The 20,790-nt window shown below is 64.3% G+C and carries 23 protein-coding genes and 1 pseudogene; 11 read left to right on the top strand and 13 right to left on the bottom strand.

Going from position 1 to position 20,790, the window contains the following annotated elements:
• Nucleotides 1-49 precede the first annotated feature (49 nt).
• The 3 genes from GWQ44_RS26255 (at nt 50) to GWQ44_RS26245 (ending at nt 3,417) form a co-directional block, all read left to right on the top strand.
• A complete protein-coding gene (locus GWQ44_RS26255) occupies nt 50-571 on the top strand; it encodes an alpha-ketoglutarate-dependent dioxygenase AlkB (protein ID WP_016966353.1) in 522 nt (173 codons plus the stop codon).
• Nucleotides 572-658: 87 nt separating this feature from the next.
• Nucleotides 659-1,540: an alpha/beta hydrolase gene (locus tag GWQ44_RS26250; protein WP_275928608.1), complete on the top strand. Its 882-nt coding sequence runs from the start codon at nt 659-661 to the stop codon at nt 1,538-1,540.
• Nucleotides 1,541-1,788: 248 nt separating this feature from the next.
• Nucleotides 1,789-3,417, top strand: a complete 1,629-nt coding sequence (locus tag GWQ44_RS26245) for a methyl-accepting chemotaxis protein (RefSeq protein WP_113194354.1) — start codon at nt 1,789-1,791, stop codon at nt 3,415-3,417.
• 52 nt (nt 3,418-3,469) lie between these two features.
• Here GWQ44_RS26245 and GWQ44_RS26240 read toward each other — a convergent pair whose 3' ends face one another.
• Nucleotides 3,470-4,804, bottom strand: a complete 1,335-nt coding sequence (locus tag GWQ44_RS26240) for a PLP-dependent aminotransferase family protein (RefSeq protein WP_047303640.1) — start codon at nt 4,802-4,804, stop codon at nt 3,470-3,472.
• A gap of 108 nt (nt 4,805-4,912) precedes the next feature.
• On the opposite strand from GWQ44_RS26240, the gene GWQ44_RS26235 reads away from it, so the two are divergent.
• Nucleotides 4,913-5,809 (top strand): DMT family transporter, encoded by an 897-nt coding sequence (locus GWQ44_RS26235; protein WP_275928607.1) that lies wholly within the window; start codon nt 4,913-4,915, stop codon nt 5,807-5,809.
• 344 nt (nt 5,810-6,153) lie between these two features.
• Here GWQ44_RS26235 and GWQ44_RS26230 read toward each other — a convergent pair whose 3' ends face one another.
• Nucleotides 6,154-6,483 carry a hypothetical protein gene (locus GWQ44_RS26230; RefSeq protein ID WP_016966349.1) on the bottom strand — a complete coding sequence of 110 codons (330 nt, stop codon included), beginning with the start codon at nt 6,481-6,483 and terminating at the stop codon, nt 6,154-6,156.
• A gap of 288 nt (nt 6,484-6,771) precedes the next feature.
• Between GWQ44_RS26230 and yfcF the strand changes: the two genes are divergently transcribed.
• A complete protein-coding gene (gene yfcF / locus GWQ44_RS26225) occupies nt 6,772-7,404 on the top strand; it encodes a glutathione transferase (RefSeq protein WP_253165875.1) in 633 nt (210 codons plus the stop codon).
• 24 nt (nt 7,405-7,428) lie between these two features.
• On the opposite strand, the gene GWQ44_RS26220 is transcribed toward yfcF, so the two are convergent.
• Nucleotides 7,429-7,956, bottom strand: coding sequence for a DUF1993 domain-containing protein (locus GWQ44_RS26220; RefSeq protein WP_016966348.1), 528 nt, complete (start codon nt 7,954-7,956; stop codon nt 7,429-7,431).
• Nucleotides 7,957-8,143: 187 nt separating this feature from the next.
• Between GWQ44_RS26220 and GWQ44_RS26215 the strand changes: the two genes are divergently transcribed.
• Nucleotides 8,144-8,581, top strand: coding sequence for a hypothetical protein (locus GWQ44_RS26215; RefSeq protein ID WP_042941717.1), 438 nt, complete (start codon nt 8,144-8,146; stop codon nt 8,579-8,581).
• Nucleotides 8,582-8,623: 42 nt separating this feature from the next.
• On the opposite strand, the gene GWQ44_RS26210 is transcribed toward GWQ44_RS26215, so the two are convergent.
• Complete coding sequence (locus GWQ44_RS26210) at nt 8,624-9,085, bottom strand: isoprenylcysteine carboxylmethyltransferase family protein (protein ID WP_275928623.1); 462 nt, start codon at nt 9,083-9,085, stop codon at nt 8,624-8,626.
• Nucleotides 9,086-9,341: 256 nt separating this feature from the next.
• On the opposite strand from GWQ44_RS26210, the gene GWQ44_RS26205 reads away from it, so the two are divergent.
• Entirely contained in the window at nt 9,342-9,740 is a 399-nt protein-coding gene (locus GWQ44_RS26205; protein WP_275928606.1) for a GFA family protein, read from the top strand.
• Nucleotides 9,741-9,755: 15 nt separating this feature from the next.
• On the opposite strand, the gene GWQ44_RS26200 is transcribed toward GWQ44_RS26205, so the two are convergent.
• From GWQ44_RS26200 to GWQ44_RS26180, 5 genes are all read right to left on the bottom strand, one after another.
• The gene (locus GWQ44_RS26200; protein WP_275928605.1) at nt 9,756-10,379 is read right to left on the bottom strand and encodes a cell wall hydrolase; all 624 of its coding nucleotides are present in this window, start codon (nt 10,377-10,379) and stop codon (nt 9,756-9,758) included.
• A 222-nt stretch (nt 10,380-10,601) separates the two neighbouring features.
• Nucleotides 10,602-11,297, bottom strand: a complete 696-nt coding sequence (locus GWQ44_RS26195) for an OmpW family outer membrane protein (RefSeq protein ID WP_016966342.1) — start codon at nt 11,295-11,297, stop codon at nt 10,602-10,604.
• Nucleotides 11,298-11,506: 209 nt separating this feature from the next.
• Nucleotides 11,507-11,953, bottom strand: a complete 447-nt coding sequence (locus GWQ44_RS26190; protein WP_275928604.1) for an NUDIX hydrolase — start codon at nt 11,951-11,953, stop codon at nt 11,507-11,509.
• Between the two features lie 59 nt (nt 11,954-12,012).
• Nucleotides 12,013-12,642 (bottom strand): DUF4375 domain-containing protein, encoded by a 630-nt coding sequence (locus tag GWQ44_RS26185; RefSeq protein ID WP_179596866.1) that lies wholly within the window; start codon nt 12,640-12,642, stop codon nt 12,013-12,015.
• 130 nt (nt 12,643-12,772) lie between these two features.
• The gene (locus tag GWQ44_RS26180; RefSeq protein WP_047303623.1) at nt 12,773-13,561 is read right to left on the bottom strand and encodes a hypothetical protein; all 789 of its coding nucleotides are present in this window, start codon (nt 13,559-13,561) and stop codon (nt 12,773-12,775) included.
• Between the two features lie 228 nt (nt 13,562-13,789).
• On the opposite strand from GWQ44_RS26180, the gene GWQ44_RS26175 reads away from it, so the two are divergent.
• From GWQ44_RS26175 to GWQ44_RS26165, 3 genes are all read left to right on the top strand, one after another.
• Nucleotides 13,790-14,395, top strand: coding sequence for a hypothetical protein (locus GWQ44_RS26175; protein ID WP_275928603.1), 606 nt, complete (start codon nt 13,790-13,792; stop codon nt 14,393-14,395).
• Between the two features lie 87 nt (nt 14,396-14,482).
• Nucleotides 14,483-14,812 (top strand): cyclic-phosphate processing receiver domain-containing protein, encoded by a 330-nt coding sequence (locus GWQ44_RS26170; protein ID WP_016968433.1) that lies wholly within the window; start codon nt 14,483-14,485, stop codon nt 14,810-14,812.
• A 4-nt stretch (nt 14,813-14,816) separates the two neighbouring features.
• The gene (locus GWQ44_RS26165; RefSeq protein ID WP_275928602.1) at nt 14,817-15,251 is read left to right on the top strand and encodes a hypothetical protein; all 435 of its coding nucleotides are present in this window, start codon (nt 14,817-14,819) and stop codon (nt 15,249-15,251) included.
• Between the two features lie 378 nt (nt 15,252-15,629).
• Here GWQ44_RS26165 and GWQ44_RS26160 read toward each other — a convergent pair whose 3' ends face one another.
• The 4 genes and pseudogenes from GWQ44_RS26160 to GWQ44_RS26145 all read right to left on the bottom strand — a co-directional run bounded on the left by GWQ44_RS26160 (nt 15,630) and on the right by GWQ44_RS26145 (nt 20,114).
• Nucleotides 15,630-16,181: a GNAT family protein gene (locus GWQ44_RS26160; RefSeq protein WP_042942239.1), complete on the bottom strand. Its 552-nt coding sequence runs from the start codon at nt 16,179-16,181 to the stop codon at nt 15,630-15,632.
• 13 nt (nt 16,182-16,194) lie between these two features.
• Nucleotides 16,195-17,046, bottom strand: a pseudogene (locus GWQ44_RS26155) (EcsC family protein).
• Between the two features lie 120 nt (nt 17,047-17,166).
• Nucleotides 17,167-19,731: a valine--tRNA ligase gene (valS, locus tag GWQ44_RS26150; RefSeq protein ID WP_275928601.1), complete on the bottom strand. Its 2,565-nt coding sequence runs from the start codon at nt 19,729-19,731 to the stop codon at nt 17,167-17,169.
• Nucleotides 19,732-19,826: 95 nt separating this feature from the next.
• Nucleotides 19,827-20,114: a barstar family protein gene (locus GWQ44_RS26145; protein ID WP_047303615.1), complete on the bottom strand. Its 288-nt coding sequence runs from the start codon at nt 20,112-20,114 to the stop codon at nt 19,827-19,829.
• A gap of 139 nt (nt 20,115-20,253) precedes the next feature.
• On the opposite strand from GWQ44_RS26145, the gene GWQ44_RS26140 reads away from it, so the two are divergent.
• A complete protein-coding gene (locus tag GWQ44_RS26140) occupies nt 20,254-20,766 on the top strand; it encodes a ClbS/DfsB family four-helix bundle protein (protein WP_275928600.1) in 513 nt (170 codons plus the stop codon).
• Nucleotides 20,767-20,790: the final 24 nt, after the last annotated feature.

Genomic DNA, 20,790 nt, shown 5'->3' with positions numbered 1-20,790 from the left:
GCCCTGCCCCCCCGGCAGTTGCCCTCCTTTCAATACTGGCAGCGCTCTAATGAATCCACCCGAGATCGACTTTTTCCCCGACTTCATCACCGACCCGCAACGGCTGTTCAACCACCTCAAGCATGACGTGCAGTGGGACGAGCGCATGCGCGCACGCAAGACCGCCAGCTTCGGCGCGCCCTACGACTACTCGCAGATCACCTACCCGGCGGTGCCGATGCCCGAGGCGCTGGAACAGCTGTGCGGGCCGATCGAGCAGTTGCTGGGCTTTCGTCCCAACAACTGCCTGCTCAACTTCTACCCGGACGGCCAGTCCTCCATGGGCTTTCACTCCGACGCCAACGAGCAACTGGTGGAAGGCACCGGGGTGGTGATCGTCTCCCTGGGCCACGCCCGGGCCATGGTCTTTCGCCACAAGGAAAGCGGCGCCACCTTCGACTACAGCCTGGCCAGCGGCTCGCTGCTGCACATGTCCGACGAACTGCAGAAACACTGGCTGCACGCGATTCCCAAGGCACCGGATGCGGGCGAACGCATCAGCCTGTCGTTTCGCCAGCTCAAGACCGCGTAGTGCTGGACTCGGTCAGGATCGGCCCTTGACTCAAGGGCCGCGCCATCGACAATGCCCGGCTGTGATCACCGCTCGAATAGAGGCCCCATGCAGTTGCTTCCCTGGTCCTACGCCTGCCCCGAAGGCTTCACCCTGCGCGGCCTGCGCTCCGCACCTTCGGGTAAACCCTTGCTGCACTTTCTCCACGGCAACGGCTTCTGCTCCATGGCCTATCGTCCGCTGCTGGCCTTGCTGGCCGAGTCCTTCGACTTGTGGCTCAGCGACGTCCAGGGCCATGGCGACAGCGATCATGGCGGCCCGTTCCGCGGCTGGAACCGCACTGCACAGCTGGCCGCCGAAGCGTTCGAAGCCGGACGCGGGGCCTACGCCGACGTGCCCTGCTACGCCGTCGGCCACAGCTTTGGCGGAGTGCTCACCAGCCTGATCCTGGCCGAACGCCCGCAGCTGTTTCGTAAGGCGGTGCTGCTGGATCCGGTGATCTTCAGCCCATCGATGATCAGTTCCCTGAGGCTGCTGTCGGCCCTGGGCCTCAATCGCCGCCACAGCCTGGCGCGCAAGGCCGCCGCCCGGCGCCAGCACTGGCCGGACCGCGCCGCGGCCAGGGCCAGCCTGGTCAACCGGGGAATCTTCAAGGGCTGGAGCGAAGACGCCCTGAATGCCTATGTCGAGCACGCGCTCAAGGACGATGGCCAGGGCGTGGCGCTCAAATGCGCTCCCGAGCGCGAGGTGGACATCTTCAGCAGCTTCCCCCGGCACCTGTGGCGTTCCCTGCGTCAAGTGCAGACCCCGAGCCTGGTGATCCATGGCCGCGACAGCTACCCCTACGTGGCCCGTTCGGTGAAACGCTGGGCAGCCATCAATCCCCACCTGAGCACGCAAGTGATCGAAGGCCAACACTGCTTCATGCAAGTCGACCCGGCAGCCAGCGCACGGGCCATCCTCGGATTTCTACGCCACGAAGGCCGCTGAAAACCCCGCTGCCAGCCCCCAGAATAGATGTCACCGTGATATCATTGCCCGGTTTTCCAGACCGGGCCGTGCATCCCGATCACCCTGGAACCCCTGGACAAGGCGCCGCCCAGACGCGCCTGCCACCCCCCCGCCTTGTGTGCAAAAGACCGACGGCGCCATGGAGCCTGCTCCAGCGCGCGCCGCATTGATGCAAACCGCGATGCCCGTCGCCGGTTGTACTTTTTGCCGCCACAAGGAACACAGTCATGCTCTTGAGAACGATGAACATTTCCCGCCGCGCAGGGTTCAGCTTCGCCCTGATCGCCCTGCTGGCACTGGGCCTGGGGGGCTTCTCATTGCTGGAAATGCAGCGCATGAACCAGCAATCCCTTGAGGTCGACCAGAACTGGCAGCCTTCGATCGTCGCCGCCAACGCCCTGGCCCTGACCAGCACCCAGATCCGCACCATCACCCTGCGCATGCTGGTGGTCCGTGACAACAACGATGTACAGGCGCTGCTCAAGCGCGTCGGCGAGCTCGACGAGCAGCTCAGCCACCAGCAGGGCGTCTACGAAAAACTGATCACCGAAACCGAGGAACGCGCAGCCTATGAACGCTTTCTCAGCGCCAAGGAGGCCTACAGCAAGGATCAGCATCAGGTGGTGGAACGAGTGCGCCAGGGGCAGAAGGAAGCCGCCATCGGTATCGTCGACGCCGGCCCGTACCTGGCCAACGCCGACGCCATGCTCAAAGAGCTGCTGAAGATCATCGACATCAACACCCGCGGTGGCGTCGCCGCGGCCGAGCACACCAGCGAGGTGTTCCAGGGTGCGATCACCATGGTCGCGCTGATCATGCTGGTGGTGGTGACCCTGACCATCGCCCTGGCCCTGCTGCTGACCCGCAGCATCGTGCAGCCCCTGGGGCAGGCAGTGGCGGTGGCGGAAACCATCGCCAACGGCGACCTCGGGCAGAGCATCACGGTCAGCGGCAAGGACGAACCGGCGCGCCTGCTGCAAGCCCTGCAGACCATGCAGGCGAGCCTGCGCGGCACCCTGCAACGCATTGCCGACTCCTCCAACCAGCTGGCCTCGGCCGCCGAAGAACTGCACGCGGTCACCGAGCACTCCAGCCAGACCCTGCACCAGCAGAGCAATGAAGTGGAACAAGCCGCCACCGCCGTCAACGAAATGACCGCCGCCGTGGAAGAAGTGGCGCGCAATGCCGTGAGCACCTCGCAAGCCTCCCAGGAAACCGACCGCACCGCCCACCACGGCCGCGAGCAGGTACAGCACACCGTGGACTCCATCGGCCAACTGGCGACGGACGTGACCCAGACCTGTGAACGGGTCGAGCACCTGGCGGTGGACGTGCGCAATATCGGTCAGGTCCTGGAAGTGATCCGCTCGATCGCCGAACAGACTAACCTGCTGGCCCTCAATGCCGCCATCGAAGCCGCCCGGGCCGGGGACGCCGGACGCGGCTTTGCCGTGGTCGCCGACGAAGTGCGGGCCCTGGCCCATCGCACCCAGCAGTCGACCCAGGAAATCGAAAGCATGATCAACACCATCGAGGAAGGCACCGAGGGCGCGGTCAGCGCCATGCGCAACAGCAACGAGCGCGCCCACCTGACCCTGGAAGCGGCCCGCGCCTCGGGGCTGGCCCTGGACCAGATCACCCAGGCCATCACCATGATCAACGAGCGCAACCTGGTGATCGCCAGCGCCAGCGAAGAGCAGGCCCAGGTGGCCCGGGAAGTGGACCGCAACCTGATCAATATCCGCGACCTGTCGACCCAGACCTCGGCCGGGGCCAACCAGAGCAATGCCGCCAGTCAGGAACTGTCGCGCCTGGCGGTGGACCTCAACGCTCTGGTGAATCAGTTCAAGCTCTGAAAAGGCAGCGGCAAGCTTCGAGCGGCAAGCTTCAAGTTCAAAGCTTGCCGCTTCAGAACGCGTAACGCTCAATCACTTGTCGGACCTTGGCCAGGGCCAGGCCCAGATCGGCCATGTCCACCGAGCCCAGCGCCAGGCGAATGGCGTGGGGCACCGGCCCGGCGCCGACAAAGGGCTCGGCGGTGGACACCGAGACGTTCTCGCGCAGCAGTGCCATGACCACCTGATCGGCCCGGACTTCCTCGGGCAACGGCAGCCAGAGGAAGTAGGCGTTCGGATGGCTGACATAGGCCAGCCCGGCCATGACCTCCCGAGCCAGGGCCTGACGGGCCCTGGCATCCTCGCGTTTTGCCTGCTCCAGCCGCGCCACGCTGCCATCCTCGATCCAGGCGCACGCCAGGGCGGTCATCACCCCCGGAGTGTTCCAGGTGCTGGCACGGATCGCGCGCTCGATCGGCGCCACCCACTTCAACGGCGCCACCACGTAACCGACCCGCAGGCCGGTGGCCACGTTCTTTGAAAACCCCGAGACGTACACCGTAAGATCCGGCGCCAGGGCGGCCAGGGGCGGCGGCGGGTTGGGCGCCAGGAAGGCGTAGGCGGCGTCTTCGATGATCAGCAACTCGCGGGCCCGGGCAATCGCCACCAGCCGCTGGCGCCAGGCCAGGTCCAGCACCCAGCCCATGGGGTTGTGCAGGGTCGGCATGGCGTACACCGCCCGCACCCGTCGCCTTCGGCACAGCGCCTCGAGAGCGTCGAGGTCCGGACCTTGCTCGCTCAGGGCAATGGCCACCAACTCCAGCCCGTGGGCCTCGGCCACCAGCTTGAAGCCGGGGTAGGTCAAGGCATCCACCGCCACCACATCGCCGGGCTTGAGCAGGGCCATCACCGTGGTCGCCAGGCCATGCTGGGCGCCGCTGACCATCAGCACCTGCTCGCCATCCACCGTCAGCCCGCAGCCGGCGAGGTAACGGGCCAGCGTCGCCCGTTCATGGGCGCGCCCGGCGTGAGGCTGGTAGCGCAGCAAGGCCTCCAGATCGCCGGCCAAGGCCAGTTGGCGCAAGGCACTGCGCAACAGCTCGGCCTGCCCGGGCAGCGCCGGGTAGTTGAAATTCAGGTCCAGGGTGCCCGCCGTAGTGGCCGGCTGATCCACCCCCTGCCCCGGAGGCAGGGCGGTTTCCCGAACATAGGTGCCACGTCCGGCTTCGCCGCTGACCAGGCCCATGGCTTCCAGCTCGGCATACACCCGGGACGCGGTGACCAGCGCCAGCCCCTCCTGCGCCGCCAGTTGGCGGTGGGTCGGCAGGCGAGTGCCGGGGGCCAGCACTCCGGCGCGGATATCGGCGGCAAAGGCGTCCACCAGTTGCTTGTAGCGAGCACGGGCCATAGGGCGTTGTATCCATGACAATTTTTTGATTGTGCTGATTTTCAATCCTAGGATGCCTTCGACACAAGCTCCGCCGCGGCGGCCTCCCACCTCTTGAGCACTCCCCCAATGGCACAAACATCGAACCTGCAATCACCCGCCCAGGCCCGCTCCACCAGCGGCTGGCTCAACGGCTTTATCGGCGTGCTGATCTTCAGCGGCTCGCTGCCGGCCACCCGGGTCGCGGTGCTGGAGTTCGAACCGTTGTTCCTCACCGTGGTCCGGGCCAGCCTCGCCGGGCTTCTGGCCCTGTGCCTCCTGCTGCTGTTCAAGGAAAGGCGCCCGAGCCCCGCGCAGTTGCTGCCCCTGGGCATCGTCGCCCTGGGGGTGGTCCTGGGCTTTCCATTGCTGACCGCCCTGGCCCTGCAATACGTGACCTCGGCCCACTCCATCGTGTTTCTCGGCCTGCTGCCTCTGGCCACGGCGGTGTTTGGCGTGTTGCGTGGCGGCGAGCGACCGCGCCTGGTGTTCTGGCTGTTCTCGCTGCTGGGCAGCCTGCTGGTGGTGGGCTATGCCCTGTCCCAGGGCCTGACGGCCTCGCCGCGGGGTGATGCGCTGATGCTCCTGGCGGTGCTGGTCTGCGGCCTGGGTTATGCCGAAGGCGCCAAGCTGTCGCGGACCCTGGGCGGCTGGCAGGTGATCTGCTGGGCCCTGGTGCTGTCGTTGCCGATCATGGCCGCACTGACCCTGTTCAGCGCCCCGCCCCACTTCAGCGGCATCAGCCCGCCGGCCTGGTTCAGCCTGGGCTACGTCTCGCTGTTCAGCATGCTGATCGGGTTTGTCTTCTGGTACCGCGGCCTGGCTCAAGGCGGCATCGCCGCGGTTGGCCAATTGCAGTTGCTGCAGCCGTTTTTCGGCCTGGCCCTGGCCGCCGGCCTGCTGCACGAACAGGTCAGCCTGGGCATGCTCGGGGTCACTCTGGCGGTGATCCTCTGCGTGGCCGGGGCCAAGCGCTGGGCCCAGTGACAGAAACGACAGTGGCAGGCTCAAGAGGCCTGCCACTGCTTGCGCCTTACCTGGCGCGGGTGCTGCAAACGGCTTGGGGGTCTAGGTCGGAGAGATAGTGGCAAGCGCACCGATCGCGATGGTCAAGGCTAAAAATCCAAACAAGAAAAACGCCATCTTAGTCATCAGGCCTCCTGAACAGTAGGTATGCGGTGCAGCGGGCCCGGTTTCCAGCCGGAAGGCCGGACGGGCGCGCCATTTTCAAACCTCGGCTGTTCTGATAACAGACGCAGATACGCAAGAAAAATACGGATCAGAAAGATCGGCCCAGCCTCGCTCGCCCAACCCTGAGCGCCTGCGTGGTGCTAGCGCCGGGCCAGCTTGTAGCGCACACAGTCGTCGTAAAAGCTTTTGCGCAGAGCCTCGGGCCTGATCCGCGACGCACTGTCGTAGGTCTGTTCGGTGATCCCCAGGGCCATCATGCGCATCCAGCCCTTGCTGAACTTGTAGGTCTGGATCTTCTGCCGCGCCGCGTACAGCGACACCCCGGACAATTTCAGCTCCTGGGCCCGAGCAGCGGTGCCTGCGCCCCAACTGCAGACATAACGGTCATTGGCCGCCAGCTCCCGGGCCTGGGCCGCGCAAGCCCCGCCCAGCAGGGCAAAGGACGTCAGGGTAATCAACACATGGCGCATTTTCGGTCACCTAACCACCTGAAAATAAAGCGATTTTGGCGACATTTCAGACTGTCCGGGGCCAGTATTCTGCCTGACCAATCAAGGCAAAATGCCTGCCGATACTGGCCACCCAGGCGATCCCCCCAATGGCGGCTCAGTTGTCCGAGGCCGATACAGCGCAGCATGACACCCGCTGCGCCGGCTGCTCGCCAGTATTCCCAAGAGGAATGCCGGGATAAAAATCGCGCATTGTATTTATCGGACAGGATCTCTTAGCGTGGCGGCTCCCCCTATGGAGATACCGCCGTGACCGCTTCCCGCCCGCGCCTGTACGTCGATGCCCAGTTCACCAGCCCCTATGCCCTGTCCGTGTTCGTGGTGCTGCGGGAAAAGGGCATCGACTTCGAATTGCTGCCGATCGACCTGGAGACGGCCCAGAACCGCGCAGCGGACTACGCCCGACTGTCGCTGACGCAGCGGGTGCCGACCCTGGTGCATGAAGGCTTTGCCCTGTCCGAATCCTCGGCCATCACTGAATACCTGGAGGAGCTGTTCCCCGAACCTGCGGTCTATCCCCAAGACCTGCAACAGCGAGCCAAGGCCCGCCAGGTCCAGGCCTGGCTGCGCAGCGACTTGTTGCCGATCCGCCAGGAGCGCTCGACCCTGGTGGTGTTCTATGGCTGCAAGGGCGAGCCGCTGTCGCCCCAGGCCGAAGCGGCGGCGAGCAAGCTGATCGAGGCCGCGCAAGCGCTGTTGGCGGAGGGCCGCGACTGCCTGTTCGGCCAGTGGTCGATTGCCGATGTCGACCTGGCGCTGATGCTCAACCGACTGATCCTCAACGGCGACCCGATGCCGGCGCGCCTGGTGGACTATGCCCGGCGCCAATGGCAACGGCCGGCGGTACAGGAATGGCTGCGGTTGCCACGCCCGGCGCTGTAGCGGCCGGCCGATAGCGCCAGGCCTTCAGGCCTGGGGCTGACGCAAGTAGGCCAGCATGTGCTGGGCATAATCGGCCTTGCCCAGCGGCACACCGTTATGCCGCAGAATGTTGTAGGCCGTGACCAGATGGAAATAGAACTGCGGCGTCGCCCAGTTGCGCGCGAATTCTGCGCCGGTCATGTCGAAGGCAATACCGTTGTGCAGCTCGATGGCGATGGTTCGCTGGCCGCTGTTGTCGATCAGCTCGCGGTCCGCCGCCGCCAGGAACGCCAGGGTGTCGTCGATCAGTGCCCTGGCCTCGGCCATGCTGGCCGGCGCCTGCAACGCAGTCAGCGGCTGCCCGCTCAGGCGCTGGACCGCTTCGCGGGCCTGGGTGCAGGCAAAACGCACCTGGGCCGCCAGGTCATACATGTCCGGTGCCAGCCGCGATTGCAACAGCACCTGGGGTTCGAACCCCCGCTCCCGGGCCTGCTCTTCGCCCTTGGCGAGAAAGCCCTCCAGGGCGCGCAGCATCTGGGCGAAACAGGAAACGGTGATTGCGTGGATCGACATGGGTGTTCCTCGATGAGATCAAGACACAGGGGCCGGTTGTTGCCCGTCGCCCCGCCATAAAAGCCGATGGATCCTAGCAGATGTTCCCCCTCTCTCAAGCCGCGGACAACGCCAGAACAGTACCCCTGGACCGATCCGGCTGGTATGGTGCGGCCCTTGAAAAACACACCGCCAGACACTGAGGAAAATGCCCTTGAGCAGTGAAGCAAAAATGACCGGGGACCTGTTCGAAGTCGACAAGCGCCTGGCCCTCAAGCCCATCGTCGATTTCAACAGCTACCTGCGCGCGGCCTTCGCCGACGGCCCTTGCTCCTGCGGTCGTTGCGTCGCCAGCCAGGGTGACGAAACCGGCTACGAGCACCCGCACAGCTTCAACTTTGCCGGCAAGGTCGCCAACCGCCGCTTCGCCACCACTGCCGGCAGCGACGTGCTGCTGGCCCTGAAAAAGGCCTGGTTGTCCTTCACCAAGGCCGAACTGCCAGCAAGCGGCGCGCTGGACCTGGCGACGGTCAAGGACTTCGTCGAGCCCGAACTGCACAAGCGGCTGGTGCCGCTGTTCGTCGCCAGCGGCCTGACCCGCGAAGTGGACGGCCAGTTGCAGATTCAGGCGCAAGTGGCGGCTTGAGACAAGCCTCACGCCTCTGCCGCGGGCACAGAGGCGTGCGACCTAGAGCCAGCGCCGCACGCGCTGTAGATACGCCGCAAAATCCGCACCAAACAACCGCCCGAGCGCCCGTTCTTCGGGAGCGATCTGCAAGCGGTTCATGTACAGGACAAACCCCAGGACGCCCAGCAGCACCAGGGGCGAGGCCAGGTACAGCCCCCAGGCCAGCAACCACAGGGCAAAGCCGACATACATCGGGTTGCGGGTGTGGCGGTAGATGCCCGACGTCACCAACGCCGAAGCCGCTTCGGGCTTCAAGGGGTTGACCGTGGTCCGGGCACGCCGGAACGAGATTCCGCCTGCCAGCACGAACAGCAGCCCAGCCCCGATCAGCGGCAGCGCCAACAGCAGGCGTGTACCCCATGCCAGGTCAAGCCCCGGCAGCCCCAGCGATGCACCGCCCATCAACCCGCCGAACACCAGCGCCACCAGCGGGGGCGGAACCTTGTTTTCCAGTGCCTGCAGCATGATTCTTCCCTCGACATGTTGCGCAATAGACAGGCGACGAACCTCTGGCCTCAGAAGTTGCCCGCCACCCGCCACAGCTTAACGTCACTCAATGATGCGACAAGAAATTCCTCGGAAGCCGGCACTGCCCACTTGAGCATCAGCGCGCATTTGTACATCCTCCTGGCCTCGATCTGATTGTCCCCATCCACTCTGAACCCCCAACTGGAGCGGTTTTAGCGCTGATGGCCCTGAAACCTCGGAATCCCTCAGCATGCAAATCCATCAAGGCAGTTGCCTGTGCGGCGCGGTGACTTATCAAGTGTCCGGCGCGCTGAAAGCCGTCACCCACTGCCACTGCCGCAAGTGCCAGAAAGGCCATGGCGCGGCCTTTGCCTCCTACGCCAGCACCCCGCGCGCGAATCTGCACGTCAGCGACGACGGCGCAGCCCTCAAGGGCTATGAGTCCTCCCCCGGCGTGCTGCGCCAGTTCTGCGGCGGCTGTGGCTCATCGCTGTTCTGGCAAGAGACGGGAGGCGAATACACGCAGTGGATTTCAATCGCCATCGCCACCCTGGATACGCCATTCACGGCCCCGAAGCAGAAGCACCATTGCGTGGCCATGAAGGCCACCTGGCACCAGATCTGCGATCAATACCCGCAAGTCCCCTGACTGCTCGACCCGCCGCTAGCGCGCCGCCAGATCCTTGGGTTTGTAGAACAGGAAATTGCCGATTTCGCGGGTCTTGATATAGCTCTTGGCCCACTGCGGTGAAACGCTGCGGTCGTGAAAGTACAGGGCGCCGCCGGTGCGGTCCTGGAGCTGCTGATTCAGCGCCTTGCGCGCAATCTCCTTGGCGAGGCTATAGCGCCCCTCCTCTTGCACCTGATCCGGGCGACCGTCGCACCACCAGGAGAACTGGCACGGACTTTTTTCCGAGCCCTGCTTGACCACTTCGCACACGGTAGACGGAAAACCTTCATGACCCAGACGGTTCAGGACCACATCGGCCACCGCTTCCATATCGGCAGACTCACCCCCTTTGGCTTCCCAATACAGGGTCCGCGACAGACAGGTGATGGCATCGTCCACCGGTGCCTGCCCGGCGGGATCCACGGCCTGGACTTCCGTGCTGGTGATGGGGGCCGCCTGGGGCTCGGCCTTGGGGCTCTGTTTGTCCGCAACCTTCTGCTCCAGGACCTGGGCCTTGTCCTTGGCCACTTCCTGGACCGCCGGTTGCGGCTCGGCGGCCAGAAGCTGGGCGATATAGAGCATCAAACCGTAGCAGCTAAGCCTTGCGATGAAGTGCATGATCGACTCTTCCTACAAGCCATGGACCCTGTGTCAGCGCCAGCCCTGAGCCATTGAGCGACAGGGCCGCGCACCGAGGCCGGCGCATGGGCACGTAGGCGATAACCGACGGGTCATGAGCGGGCCATATCGAGTCGACCATGGCGCCACTCAAACATTCCCTTGAAAAATGCTGACCGGGCAAGGGGCGCTGGACCTCGGCGCAGCGCCCCGGCTCAGCCCCTAGAACTTGTAGCCCAAGCCCACCATGTACACCAACGGGTCGACATCCACATTGACCTTGGAGCGAACCCCAAGCTGGGTGTTGTTCACATAGGCATCGGTATTGATGTCGATGTAGCGCATCTGCGCGTTGAGCATCAGCCGGTCGGTGAGCATGTAGTCCATGCCCACTTGTGCCGCCCAGCCCCAGGAGTTGCCGGCGCGGAAGTTGTCGAAGCCTGCGGCGGAAGCCCGGCTGCCGACCTTTTCATCGTAGATCCAGGTGTAGTTGAGCCCCGCCCCCACATAGGGCTGGAACGCCGATTTGCTGTGCATCGGGTAGTACAGCAGGCTCAGGGTCGGTGGCAGGTGCTTGAGGGAACCGAGCTTGCCATCGGCAATGCCGCCGGCGGTGCCGCTGAGGCTCACGTTGTGTTCAAAGGGGGTCGCCGCCAACAGTTCCACCGCCAGATGGTTGGTCAGCATATAGGCGAAGTTCAGGCCCAATTGGGTATCGCTGCCCAGGCTGGCCTTGCCCCCCAGGCTGGTGCCGGCCAGGGCGCCACGATCGACCTTGACGCTGGAGCTGCTCTCGCGCGGGTCCACCGTCACCGCGCCGGCGCGGACAATAATGTCGCCGGCCTCGAAGGCCTGGGCCGTGGAAACCGCCAGGGTAGACAACAGCAGGCTGGTACTCAGAAGGGTCAATTTACGCATGCATCACTCCACTACTCGAACAACGGCCAACCCGCCAGCCGTGATCACGGCGGGCTGTGCCAGGGAGGCTCGAGTATCGAGAAGCGGGTACAGGCGCACATCAGCCGAATGACATAGGCCGCGGCCGATCTGGCGCCGGATGCGTTGCGGAGTGTTTCCTGAATCAAGGCCGCGGCCGGCATCGGCGGCCAATCGCGACCGGACCTGGGTCAGTCCAGCAAGCCGGCGTTCTTCAACAGCTCACCCAATCCCTGGGGCACCAGCGGCGTGTGCTCAGTGAAACTGGCGCTGCCCTGCCAGCGGGCCACAAAGGGCGCGCCGTCGCTTTCCTGGGCGTCGAGTTGAGCGCGCTGGTAGAGCGTCGCATCCTCGAAGCGGGCGTCGTACACCTGGACGATTTCATGGCCGGGTTTGCCGTCGTACACAAACAGGCTTTCCAGAGTGCCGATCAGCCGCAGGCTGTTGATCGACTGCCCCAGTTCCTCCTGCACTTCGCGAACAATGGCCTGGGCGCTGTGCTCACCAAAATCGATCCCGCCGCCCATCGGCCGGAACAGCGTCTGTTGCGTGTCGGCATCAACGAACTGATTGACCAGGATCTTGCCCTGGTGGTGGAAGACACACAGCGCCAGGGCGCGGATACGGGGCTCAGCCAAGGGATGAAGTCCTTTCAAAGGGGGGCAAAGCGCGGCATTAGAGCATGGCGCAAGGAGCGTCAGCCAGCGTAGAAATACTTGACCGCCAGCGTCGGCACCTCCTCCATCGCCGACCACAATTGCTCGTCCAGTTCGCCACCGATCAGCTCGTATTGCTCGTCACTCAGCAGCTCGGGAATGTCCCACAGCCGCTGCAGTTGCGGGTGATCTTCAAGAGGCCCGATCAGCTCCCGCTGGCGGCTGACCACGGCGTGGGTGCTACGCGCGCCAATGGCAACCAGCGCCTTGAGCGCCAGCTCGTAACTGCGCTCGCCCCAGTTGCAGAAGAACTGCAGGAAACCTCCGTTGTAACCGTCCGCTTCCAGGCGCCACAGCGCCACGATCAACTGATCGTCCTCTGGCAATTGCTCCAGTTGCCACTCCAGAGCCTGCAGCCGCCCCATGGATTCCCGGCACAGGTGCTCCCAGATCCAGTCGAAGGCGTCGATGCTGACATCCGCGTCTCCCAGGTGCGGCCAGGACACCGAGATCCCATGCGGGTGGATCTGAAACTCCGCACGCTGCTCGGGCGTGGCGCTTTGCAGCCGGCTGTGACGACTCAAGGGTTGGCGCAGGACCAGGCCGTCGGCCCAGCTCAGGCAGAGCGCCTCATCTTCGAAGTCGACATGGAGGATGGGAGGGAATTTCAAAACGCCACCTATTTTTTCCTGAAGGTCTTGGCCGCCGGACGAACAATCACTTGCTCTACAGCGCAAGAGTGCCGCGACGTCCTTAAATTTGCCGCATTGCTGTGTCTGGACGGCGGCAGGCTTATCGAATTCAGTTGGGGCCCGCCTTCTCGCGCTGGAGCATCCGGTTGCAGGCCGTCATCAGCATCCCGCTCAACAGCCCGATCAGCAGGAACGGAAAGAAACCATAGGTCAGCAGCGGCACCCAGAAGCCCAGCCCCGCGGACCAGCCCTGAGGATTGACCATCAACCCCTGTGCCCCGGACAGCAGCCAGACCACCAGACCACTGAGGCCGCCACCAATCACGTAGCGCCAAGGAGTGACCAGTACCCGCTCCACCAGCCACAGCATCGGCCAACACACCAGTACGCTCAGCCACGCGCCGATCAACCCGCCGAAGAAAAACATCGGCAGGCTTTCCACGCCCTTGGGATAGAGCGCCGTAGCGATGCTGCCCAGGGTCAATGCACCCGACAGAGGCACCGCCAGGATCCGCCCCCAACCCTGCCGAACTCGTCCATCAAGCGGCACCGGCAGCTTGTCGATACCACGGATCACCAGGCTGTACAGGCCACCCAGGGCCAATCCGCCGGCCAGCGGCAGTAGCAACAACTGCATCCATGACGCCCGCACCAACAAGGTCGCGACCAGGCTCAAGATCAAGCCGAGCCACAGATAGCGCGTCCTGGCCTGCGGGCAGCGCCGGTCGATCCACAGCAACAGGGGAATGCCCAGGACCATGGCAATCACGCTGCCAAACAGAAACCCGGAAAACAGCTGCGTGCCATTCCAGCCCTTGATCAGCCCCTTGATCACGGCATAGACCAGACCGGCGCATGCCGGCAGTGCAAACAATCGGAGTTCGGCGTTGGGCCGCATTGGGTTCCACCTGAGTTGGCAGCGGGTGCCGGGTTGAATAGTGGAGCGTTTTTACACAACTGCGGTGGACTAATCCACTGCTGGAAAAACTGTGCAACCTTAAGCCCGGCAATGGCTTATTACTCAATATCGGGTTATACAACTGGGCGAAAATTCATCCAGACACTCACCGTAAAAGACCACCCACCGATGCTCTCAGCCCAACAAGCCTGTGCTCTGGTGCTCGCCATGCATGACGGCATTATCAACGATGGAAAGCCTGAGCGTTTTGTCATTCAGTCCTGCGAGCTCTGCCCCCTGAGGGCTTACTGGGTGATCCGCTGCAACAGCGCGGATTATGTGCAGCACGGCGTGGAGTCGAGTTGCTATATCGGCATAAACGCCCATCTGGTCAACGTCCAGACTGGAGTGGTCGACGCCATCGGTAGTGCCATCAGCGTGGATGACTACCTGCAAGACAAGTACGATCAGGACGCTGCGATGGGCAACTTTTATGTGCTGACTCCTGAATTCAATCGCCACGACAAAACCGCGATGGGCAACCTGCGGCAAAAACTGGCCTGCACCTATCCACAGGTCGTTGCACTGCTGTCAGAGCAGAACAAGCATTGGCTTGCAGGCAGCCGCCGAGTCCTGCTGCTAGCTCAACAGCAGCTCTGCGGCCAAGGCGTGCCCAGCACAATCAGGTTGGTGCCTGAAACAGCCGGTGCAATTCCTCTGGACGGGCAACTCTGCCACGCTGACGCGGTCCTGCTAGCGCTGCGGCGCAGGTTGCAAGGACCCAGCGCTGACCGACGCGATACGAAAGGAAACTTGACGTGCTGGCAAGACTGAACGGACAGGAACTGCATTTCTTTGGCACACCCAAAGCATTCAATGCCGTGGGATGCTTGATCTGCATCTGAAAGAGTAAACAAGCCCATGAAAATCTACCTCGACGACGAACGCCAGACCCCGCAAGGCTGGATTCGCACCTACTGGCCGGACGAAGTCATCGCGTTGCTCAAAGCCGGCGGCGTCGAAGAGATCAGCCTCGACCACGACCTCGGAGATGACCAGCGCGGCACCGGTTACGACGTGATCCTGTGGATCGAAGAGGCCGTGGCCCTGAATGGCTTTCGTCCACCGCGCATTCACATCCACTCGGCCAATGCCAGCGCCGTGGAAAAGATGCGCGCCGGCGTGCAAGCGATCGATCGACTGGCCCGCAACAACGGATGCCGCCCATCAACCGACAACACAGGCATCTGACCCCATGAGCGGCAACCTGTATGGCTACATCCACTGCTTTGACCCTTCGCCGGCTGCCGAAGCGCACAATCGCGCGGTACTGCACAGCCTGCCAGTGACGGGGGCGCAGATCACCAGGGCGCTTTTCAGCGTGCTGCCAAACAGCCCGGGGCATTGCTACTACGGGCATATGATGCACTTCGCCACCTACCCCAAAGGCAGTTACATCTTCGATGATGCGTGGCTAGACGAGTACGAAGCCCTTCTGGAGCGTTTGTTCTGGGACAACTCTGAGGTGGTGCATACCTATTGCGGCGAACGTCGGACCTGGGACTCCAGTAAAACCCAAGGGCTCGCGCAACCCACAGGCTTGAAGATCAGCGATAGGAAGGTCTTCCCCTCCTACCACGACCTGCAAGCCGTCGAAGACCGCGATGTACCGGTGCCCGGCAACCGCTGAAAGGCCGCCCCGCCATTCCCCCCCATGACTACACAAGGAGCACGTGATGCCACTCAGTCCTCTGCAAGCTAAAACATTGGCCGATGCGGTAGCAGGCTATGCCTTACGGTCCTGGCGGCAATCAAACAGGACCCGACCCGGATTCGTATCAGTAAAGCCAATTCGAACGCTTACGAAGGCTGGTGCGAACGCCTGGCTGACATCGCTCGGACCTACTTGCCCGATGCTCGTGTCGCCGATGTGGAGCGTGGTTTCTTTCAGATGATTCAAGACAACAAAGTCGCGGCTGCCGCGGCCATCCTGAGAGATGCCTGAAGCCCGGGCCAGCTGTCGACGACTTGAGCACCGCCCTGCACTTGGCCAAGTGCAGGGGGCAGCTCACCGAACGCTACGTTCCGCCCTCAATAACGAGTACTGCTGCAGATCATGATGCGCCCCCAGCCAATACCCCGCCTGCCGTGAAAGCCCTTCGCGCACAAACCCCATCCGCTCCAGCAACCTGAGGCTCGCCAGGTTCTGCGGGTGCACCTGGGCCTCGATGCGATTCAACGCCATGTGGGCAAAGCCCCAGTCGAGGATGGCCGCCAACGCCTCGCTCATCAGCCCCTGCCCTTGCGCCGCACGCGCCAGCTCGAAGCCGATGGCGCAGCTGCGCCACGGGCGGTTCCATTTGAACAGGCCACAGGTGCCCAGCAGGCCGGGGCCGGACTGGCGTTCGATGCCCCAGCGAACGCCCGGGTTGGGCAAGCTCCGCCAGCTGGCGAACTGGGCCAGCAGTTGTTCGGCCTGTTGCTCGTCAGTCATGGGGTCGGTGCCGAACCACTGCATGGCATCGGCATCGCTGTGAATGGCGAACAACCCAGGAACATCGGCCGGGCACAGTTCCCTGAGGATCAGGCGCGGGGTATGGATAACCGGAAAGCCACTCATATCGACACCCGCCCTAGCCTGCCAACCGCCGGCCCAGGATGTGCGCATACTCGCCCTTGATCTGCTCAAAACCGTACTTGTGCTCCAGGCGCTTGACGATGAAGTGCCCGCGGGCCATGTCCTGATAGAAGTCGGTGAACAGCGCATTGATGGTGGCGCCGGTCAAGGCGCCGATCACCGGCACCGCCTGGGCTGCGAACTTGCTGGAGATGGTCACGCCGTAACGGCTGGCGACCTTCTCGATCAGCAGCGCCAGCCACTTGCCCACCTGCCCCGGCGACAGCCGGCCGGCCGCACCGGCGCCCTGTTAGGCGGCGATGGCCGCCAGTTCCTTGGACAACTGCTGCATGGCCTGAGTGGTGAAGCTGCGGGTGATGTAATAGCCGGTCTCGGTGGCGTCATCGGCCTGGCTGTTGCCGCCCATGGCGAACACTTCGATGCACGCCTGCTTGGTGGCGAAGTCCTCCAGGTCGAAGCCTTCGCTGCGGGCCACATCGGCCACCGAGCGCATCATGATGGTGGTGGAAATGGGCAGCTCGACAAACAGCGCGGCAAACCCGAAAGCCCCGCCCACTGCGCCGCTAGTGGCGGCATAAACTTTGTGCAAGAAGGTCGACGCCTGTTTTTTCGGGGTGTTTTCCAGGCTCCACAGCGCGGCATCGGCGGAGGTATGCAGCGCGGCCACCACCGCGTCATTGATTTTTCCCGACACCCAGTTGGGCAAGGCTTTGACCGCGCTTTCAATCGGCGAGCCGAGCAGGCCCGACAGGCGCGCGGTCAATGAAGGGGATTCCAGCAGGCTGACCGCCCGCTTCAGGTCCTGATAATCCTCGGGACTGTCTTTGATGCTCACCGGTTTCTCCATGGGCTGCGACCTACTGCGCCCGGGAAGCATAAACCGCTGGCCGCCCACATCACGACAAGATTTATCCTGCCGGGGCGACCCCACGAACCTGACGGCTCGTGGAATCGCGGAGGCAGCAGATCACTCCTGCAGCCAGACCCGCACCTGCGGCTGCGCGCCTTCGATGAACACCAGGCTGGCCACCTGCCCCGCCTCGATCAGGTCCTGACGGGCGCATTGCAGGGACTCCAGCAGCGGCGCGTGCTGCACCAGCTCAACGCGCGCCACCGCGGCCTTCATCGACTGCCGGGCATCGGACTTGGCCTTGCGAATGGCGGCCAGCGTGGCACTGACCGCCTGCAACAGCGGCTCGACACAATCCTCGGCCACCCGCGCCTCGGGCCACTGGGCCCGGTGCACCGAACCCGGCTGCCAGCAACGCCAGACCTCCTCGCAGACAAAGGGCAGAAACGGCGCGAACAAGCGCTGCAGGACACTCAAGGCCGCCGCCAGGGCGTTGCGCGCCGAATGCCCTTCGGGGCGATAGGCGCGGCGCTTGACCAGCTCGACATAGTCATCGCAAAACCACCAGAAGAAGCCCTCGATGCCGGTCAGCGCGCTGCTGTAGTCGTAGCCCACCAGCGCCGCCTCGGCGGCGGCGGTGACCGCCCCCAAGCGTTGCAGCATGGCCTGGTCCAGCCTCTGCTCGACCGGCCCGTGAGGGTCGCCCGGCACGCCGAACACCAGCTTCGACAGGTTTAACAACTTCAGCGCCAGGCGCCGGCCGATCTTCATCTGCTGCTCTTCGAAGGCGGTATCGCTGCCCGGGCGCCCGAGGGCCGCCCAATAGCGCACGGCATCGCTGCCGTACTGCTCCAGCAGGCCCTGGGGCGTGACCACATTGCCCCGCGACTTGGACATCTTCTTGCGGTCCGGATCGAGGATCCAGCCCGACAGCGCCACATGCTTCCAGGGCACCGCGGCCGCCTCGAAGTGGCTGCGCACCAGGGTCGAGAACAGCCAGGTGCGGATGATGTCGTGGCCCTGGGGGCGCAGGTCCATGGGGAAGACCCGTGCAAATAGGTCGTCGTCCTCCTCCCAGCCGGCGGCGATCTGCGGAGTCAGGGAGCTGGTGGCCCAGGTGTCCATGATGTCCCGCTCGCCGATAAAGCCATGGGGCTGGCCGCGTTGCTCGGGACAAAAGCCCGCTGGCGTATCCAGGGTCGGGTCCACCGGCAGCGAGCGTTCGTCCGCCAGGAGCGGCCGGTCGTAGTCCGGCTCGCCCTGGGCATCCAGGGGATACCAGAACGGAAGCGGCACGCCGAACACCCGCTGGCGGCTGATCAGCCAGTCGCCATTGAGGCCGCCGACCCAGTGCTCGTAGCGGCTGCGCATGAACGGTGGATGCCACGCCAGGGCCTGGCCGCGATCGAGCAGTTGCTCGCGCAGCGCCTCGCTGCGCCCGCCGTTGCGCAGGTACCACTGGCGCGTGGCGACAATCTCCAGGGGCTGGTCGCCCTTCTCGAAGAACTTCACCCCGTGCCGGATCGGCCGCGGTTCGCCAAGCAAGGCGCCGCACTCGCGCAACAGCGCCAGCAACAACTTGCGCGCCTGGGGCAGGCTGCGCCCGGCCAGCGTCTCATAGGCTTGCCGCGCGGCTGGCGTGGCCAGCCAGTCGGGAATCTGAGCCAGCAGCCGACCATCCGCGCCGATGATCGAGCGGGTGGGCAACTGCAGCTCGCGCCACCAGAGCACATCGGTCAGGTCGCCAAAGGTGCAGACCATCGCCAGCCCGCTGCCCTTCTGCGGGTCGGCCAGGACGTGGGCCAGCAACGGCACCTCGACCTCGAACAACGGCGAGCGCAGCTGCTGGCCGAAGCGCCCCTGGTAACGCGGATCGTCCGGATGCGCCACCAGTGCCACGCAAGCCGCCAACAACTCGGGACGAGTGGTGGCAATGCTCAGGTCCGGGCCGTCGATGCCCTGGAACCGCAGGTCGTGATAGGCCCCCGCCACCTCCCGCTCCTCCAGCTCGGCCTGGGCCACGGCGGTCTGGAAGGTCAGGTCCCACAGGCAAGGCGCCTGCTGGCTGTAGAGCTCGCCGCGCCGGTAGTTGCGCAGCAAGGCGCGCTGGCTGATCCGCTGCGCACGCTCATCGATGGTGGCGTAGGTCAGGCCCCAGTCCACCGACAGGCCCAGTTGCATGAACAAGCGGCGAAAGGCCTGCTCGTCGAGGGCGGTCAACTGGTGGCACAGCTCGACAAAGTTGCGCCGGCTGACCGGCGCATAGTCGGCGCGGCGCTCGGCTGCCTGGGCAGGAGGCTGGAACTGCGGCTGGTAAGGCGCCTGGGGATCGCAGCGCACGCCGTAGTAGTTCTCGACCCGGCGTTCGGTGGGCAAGCCGTTGTCGTCCCAGCCCATGGGGTAGAACACGGCCTTGCCGCGCATGCGTTGAAAGCGCGCGATGATGTCGGTGTGGGTGTAGCTGAACACATGGCCGACGTGCAACGAGCCCGAGGCCGTGGGGGGCGGTGTGTCGATGGAGTAGACGGCGTCCCGGGTGGCACTGCGATCGAAGGCGTAGGTGCCCTCTTCCAGCCAGCGCTGGGACCAGCGTGTTTCGAGGTGTTCAAGCGAGGGTGTGGCGATGGGGCAAAGCGTTGCGGTTACACGTTTAACGGTGACATAGCATCCTCCTGTTATCACCCGATGGCGCCGCAAAGGTCGGCGCCGAGGGAAAAATGTATAGAGGATTGCGCGGCATTAGTAAATCGCCCCGGCGCAGCTTTTTGCATTGCGCCTCAATCGAACTGCAGTTCTGCAGCCGATGCCGGGTACTGGGTCTGCAGGCGCCGCAGGCACTGCTCCATCAGCCGCGCATCGTCCGGCAAGCGCCGACAGAGCCCGTGCCAGCCGCGGATGCGCAACTGCAGCGGCAGCTCCACCAGACCGGAAATGGCATCCCAGAAGGCATCCCAATTGCAGCCATACCACTGGGGAAAACCCAAGGCGTCGCGCAAGGCCAGGTGCAGTTCGCGGGCCGTGCCCAGGTCGCGTACATCGATTTCCAGCAATGGCAGGCGAGTCATGTTGCGTGTCTCTGCTCAGGTTGACCGGCCGCCAGCATACCCGATGCCAAGGCCCATCCTGGCAGGCGTTGATGCAGCGCAATCAGTCGCGGCCAATCGCTGGCACACTCCGGGCTTTCGCCGCACAGGAACAACCGGCATGGCGATCCCCCAGGACAAGGAACAACTGCTCAAGGCCATCGACAGCCACTTCAATGCCTTGAGCCAAGCGCTGGATCAAGTGCCCCCGGAGCGGGTCGACGAACGCAGCCTGGAAGGCCACGTCAAGGGTACGCGGATCAGCGTTTCCGAGCTCGTGGCCTACCTGCTGGGCTGGAGCGAGCGGGTACTGGACTGGCTGGAAAAGGACCTGGCCGGCCTGCCCATGGCCTTTCCAGCGGACGGCTTCAAGTGGAACCAGTTGGGCCTGCTCGCGCAAAAGTTCTACCGCGACCATGACGCCCTGGCCTACCCGCAAAAGCGCCAACGCCTGGAGGCGGCCAAGCAACGGATCGTCAGCCTGATCCGGCAGCGTGACAATGCCGCGCTCTACCAATGCCCCTGGTACGCCAAGTGGACCCTGGGCCGGATGATCCAGCTCAACACCGCCGCGCCCTACGCCAACGCCCGCGGACGCTTGCGCCGCTGGCTCAAGCACCACAGCGCCCCATGACGGCAGCGGCGCCACCGGGGCGCC

The sequence above is a fragment of the Pseudomonas sp. 3MA1 genome (genome assembly GCF_029237275.1).
In the GTDB taxonomy this organism is placed as follows: domain Bacteria; phylum Pseudomonadota; class Gammaproteobacteria; order Pseudomonadales; family Pseudomonadaceae; genus Aquipseudomonas; species Aquipseudomonas fluorescens_AP.
The sequence above is the reverse complement of the archived record's forward strand: the minus strand, read 5'-3'. Positions and strand labels throughout refer to the sequence as shown.

Bases quoted from the DNA above. Each gene is read 5' to 3' on its own strand.
- GWQ44_RS26255 (WP_016966353.1), top strand. From the start codon at position 50: ATGAATCCACCCGAGATCGACTTTTTCCCCGACTTCATCACCGACCCG.
- GWQ44_RS26250 (WP_275928608.1), top strand. From the start codon at position 659: ATGCAGTTGCTTCCCTGGTCCTACGCCTGCCCCGAAGGCTTCACCCTG.
- GWQ44_RS26245 (WP_113194354.1), top strand. From the start codon at position 1,789: ATGCTCTTGAGAACGATGAACATTTCCCGCCGCGCAGGGTTCAGCTTC.
- GWQ44_RS26240 (WP_047303640.1), bottom strand. From the start codon at position 4,804: ATGGCCCGTGCTCGCTACAAGCAACTGGTGGACGCCTTTGCCGCCGAT.
- GWQ44_RS26235 (WP_275928607.1), top strand. From the start codon at position 4,913: ATGGCACAAACATCGAACCTGCAATCACCCGCCCAGGCCCGCTCCACC.
- GWQ44_RS26230 (WP_016966349.1), bottom strand. From the start codon at position 6,483: ATGCGCCATGTGTTGATTACCCTGACGTCCTTTGCCCTGCTGGGCGGG.
- GWQ44_RS26220 (WP_016966348.1), bottom strand. From the start codon at position 7,956: ATGTCGATCCACGCAATCACCGTTTCCTGTTTCGCCCAGATGCTGCGC.
- GWQ44_RS26215 (WP_042941717.1), top strand. From the start codon at position 8,144: ATGCCCTTGAGCAGTGAAGCAAAAATGACCGGGGACCTGTTCGAAGTC.
- GWQ44_RS26205 (WP_275928606.1), top strand. From the start codon at position 9,342: ATGCAAATCCATCAAGGCAGTTGCCTGTGCGGCGCGGTGACTTATCAA.
- GWQ44_RS26200 (WP_275928605.1), bottom strand. From the start codon at position 10,379: ATGCACTTCATCGCAAGGCTTAGCTGCTACGGTTTGATGCTCTATATC.
- GWQ44_RS26195 (WP_016966342.1), bottom strand. From the start codon at position 11,297: ATGCGTAAATTGACCCTTCTGAGTACCAGCCTGCTGTTGTCTACCCTG.
- GWQ44_RS26180 (WP_047303623.1), bottom strand. From the start codon at position 13,561: ATGCGGCCCAACGCCGAACTCCGATTGTTTGCACTGCCGGCATGCGCC.
- GWQ44_RS26175 (WP_275928603.1), top strand. From the start codon at position 13,790: ATGCATGACGGCATTATCAACGATGGAAAGCCTGAGCGTTTTGTCATT.
- GWQ44_RS26170 (WP_016968433.1), top strand. From the start codon at position 14,483: ATGAAAATCTACCTCGACGACGAACGCCAGACCCCGCAAGGCTGGATT.
- GWQ44_RS26165 (WP_275928602.1), top strand. From the start codon at position 14,817: ATGAGCGGCAACCTGTATGGCTACATCCACTGCTTTGACCCTTCGCCG.
- GWQ44_RS26160 (WP_042942239.1), bottom strand. From the start codon at position 16,181: ATGAGTGGCTTTCCGGTTATCCATACCCCGCGCCTGATCCTCAGGGAA.
- GWQ44_RS26145 (WP_047303615.1), bottom strand. From the start codon at position 20,114: ATGACTCGCCTGCCATTGCTGGAAATCGATGTACGCGACCTGGGCACG.
- GWQ44_RS26140 (WP_275928600.1), top strand. From the start codon at position 20,254: ATGGCGATCCCCCAGGACAAGGAACAACTGCTCAAGGCCATCGACAGC.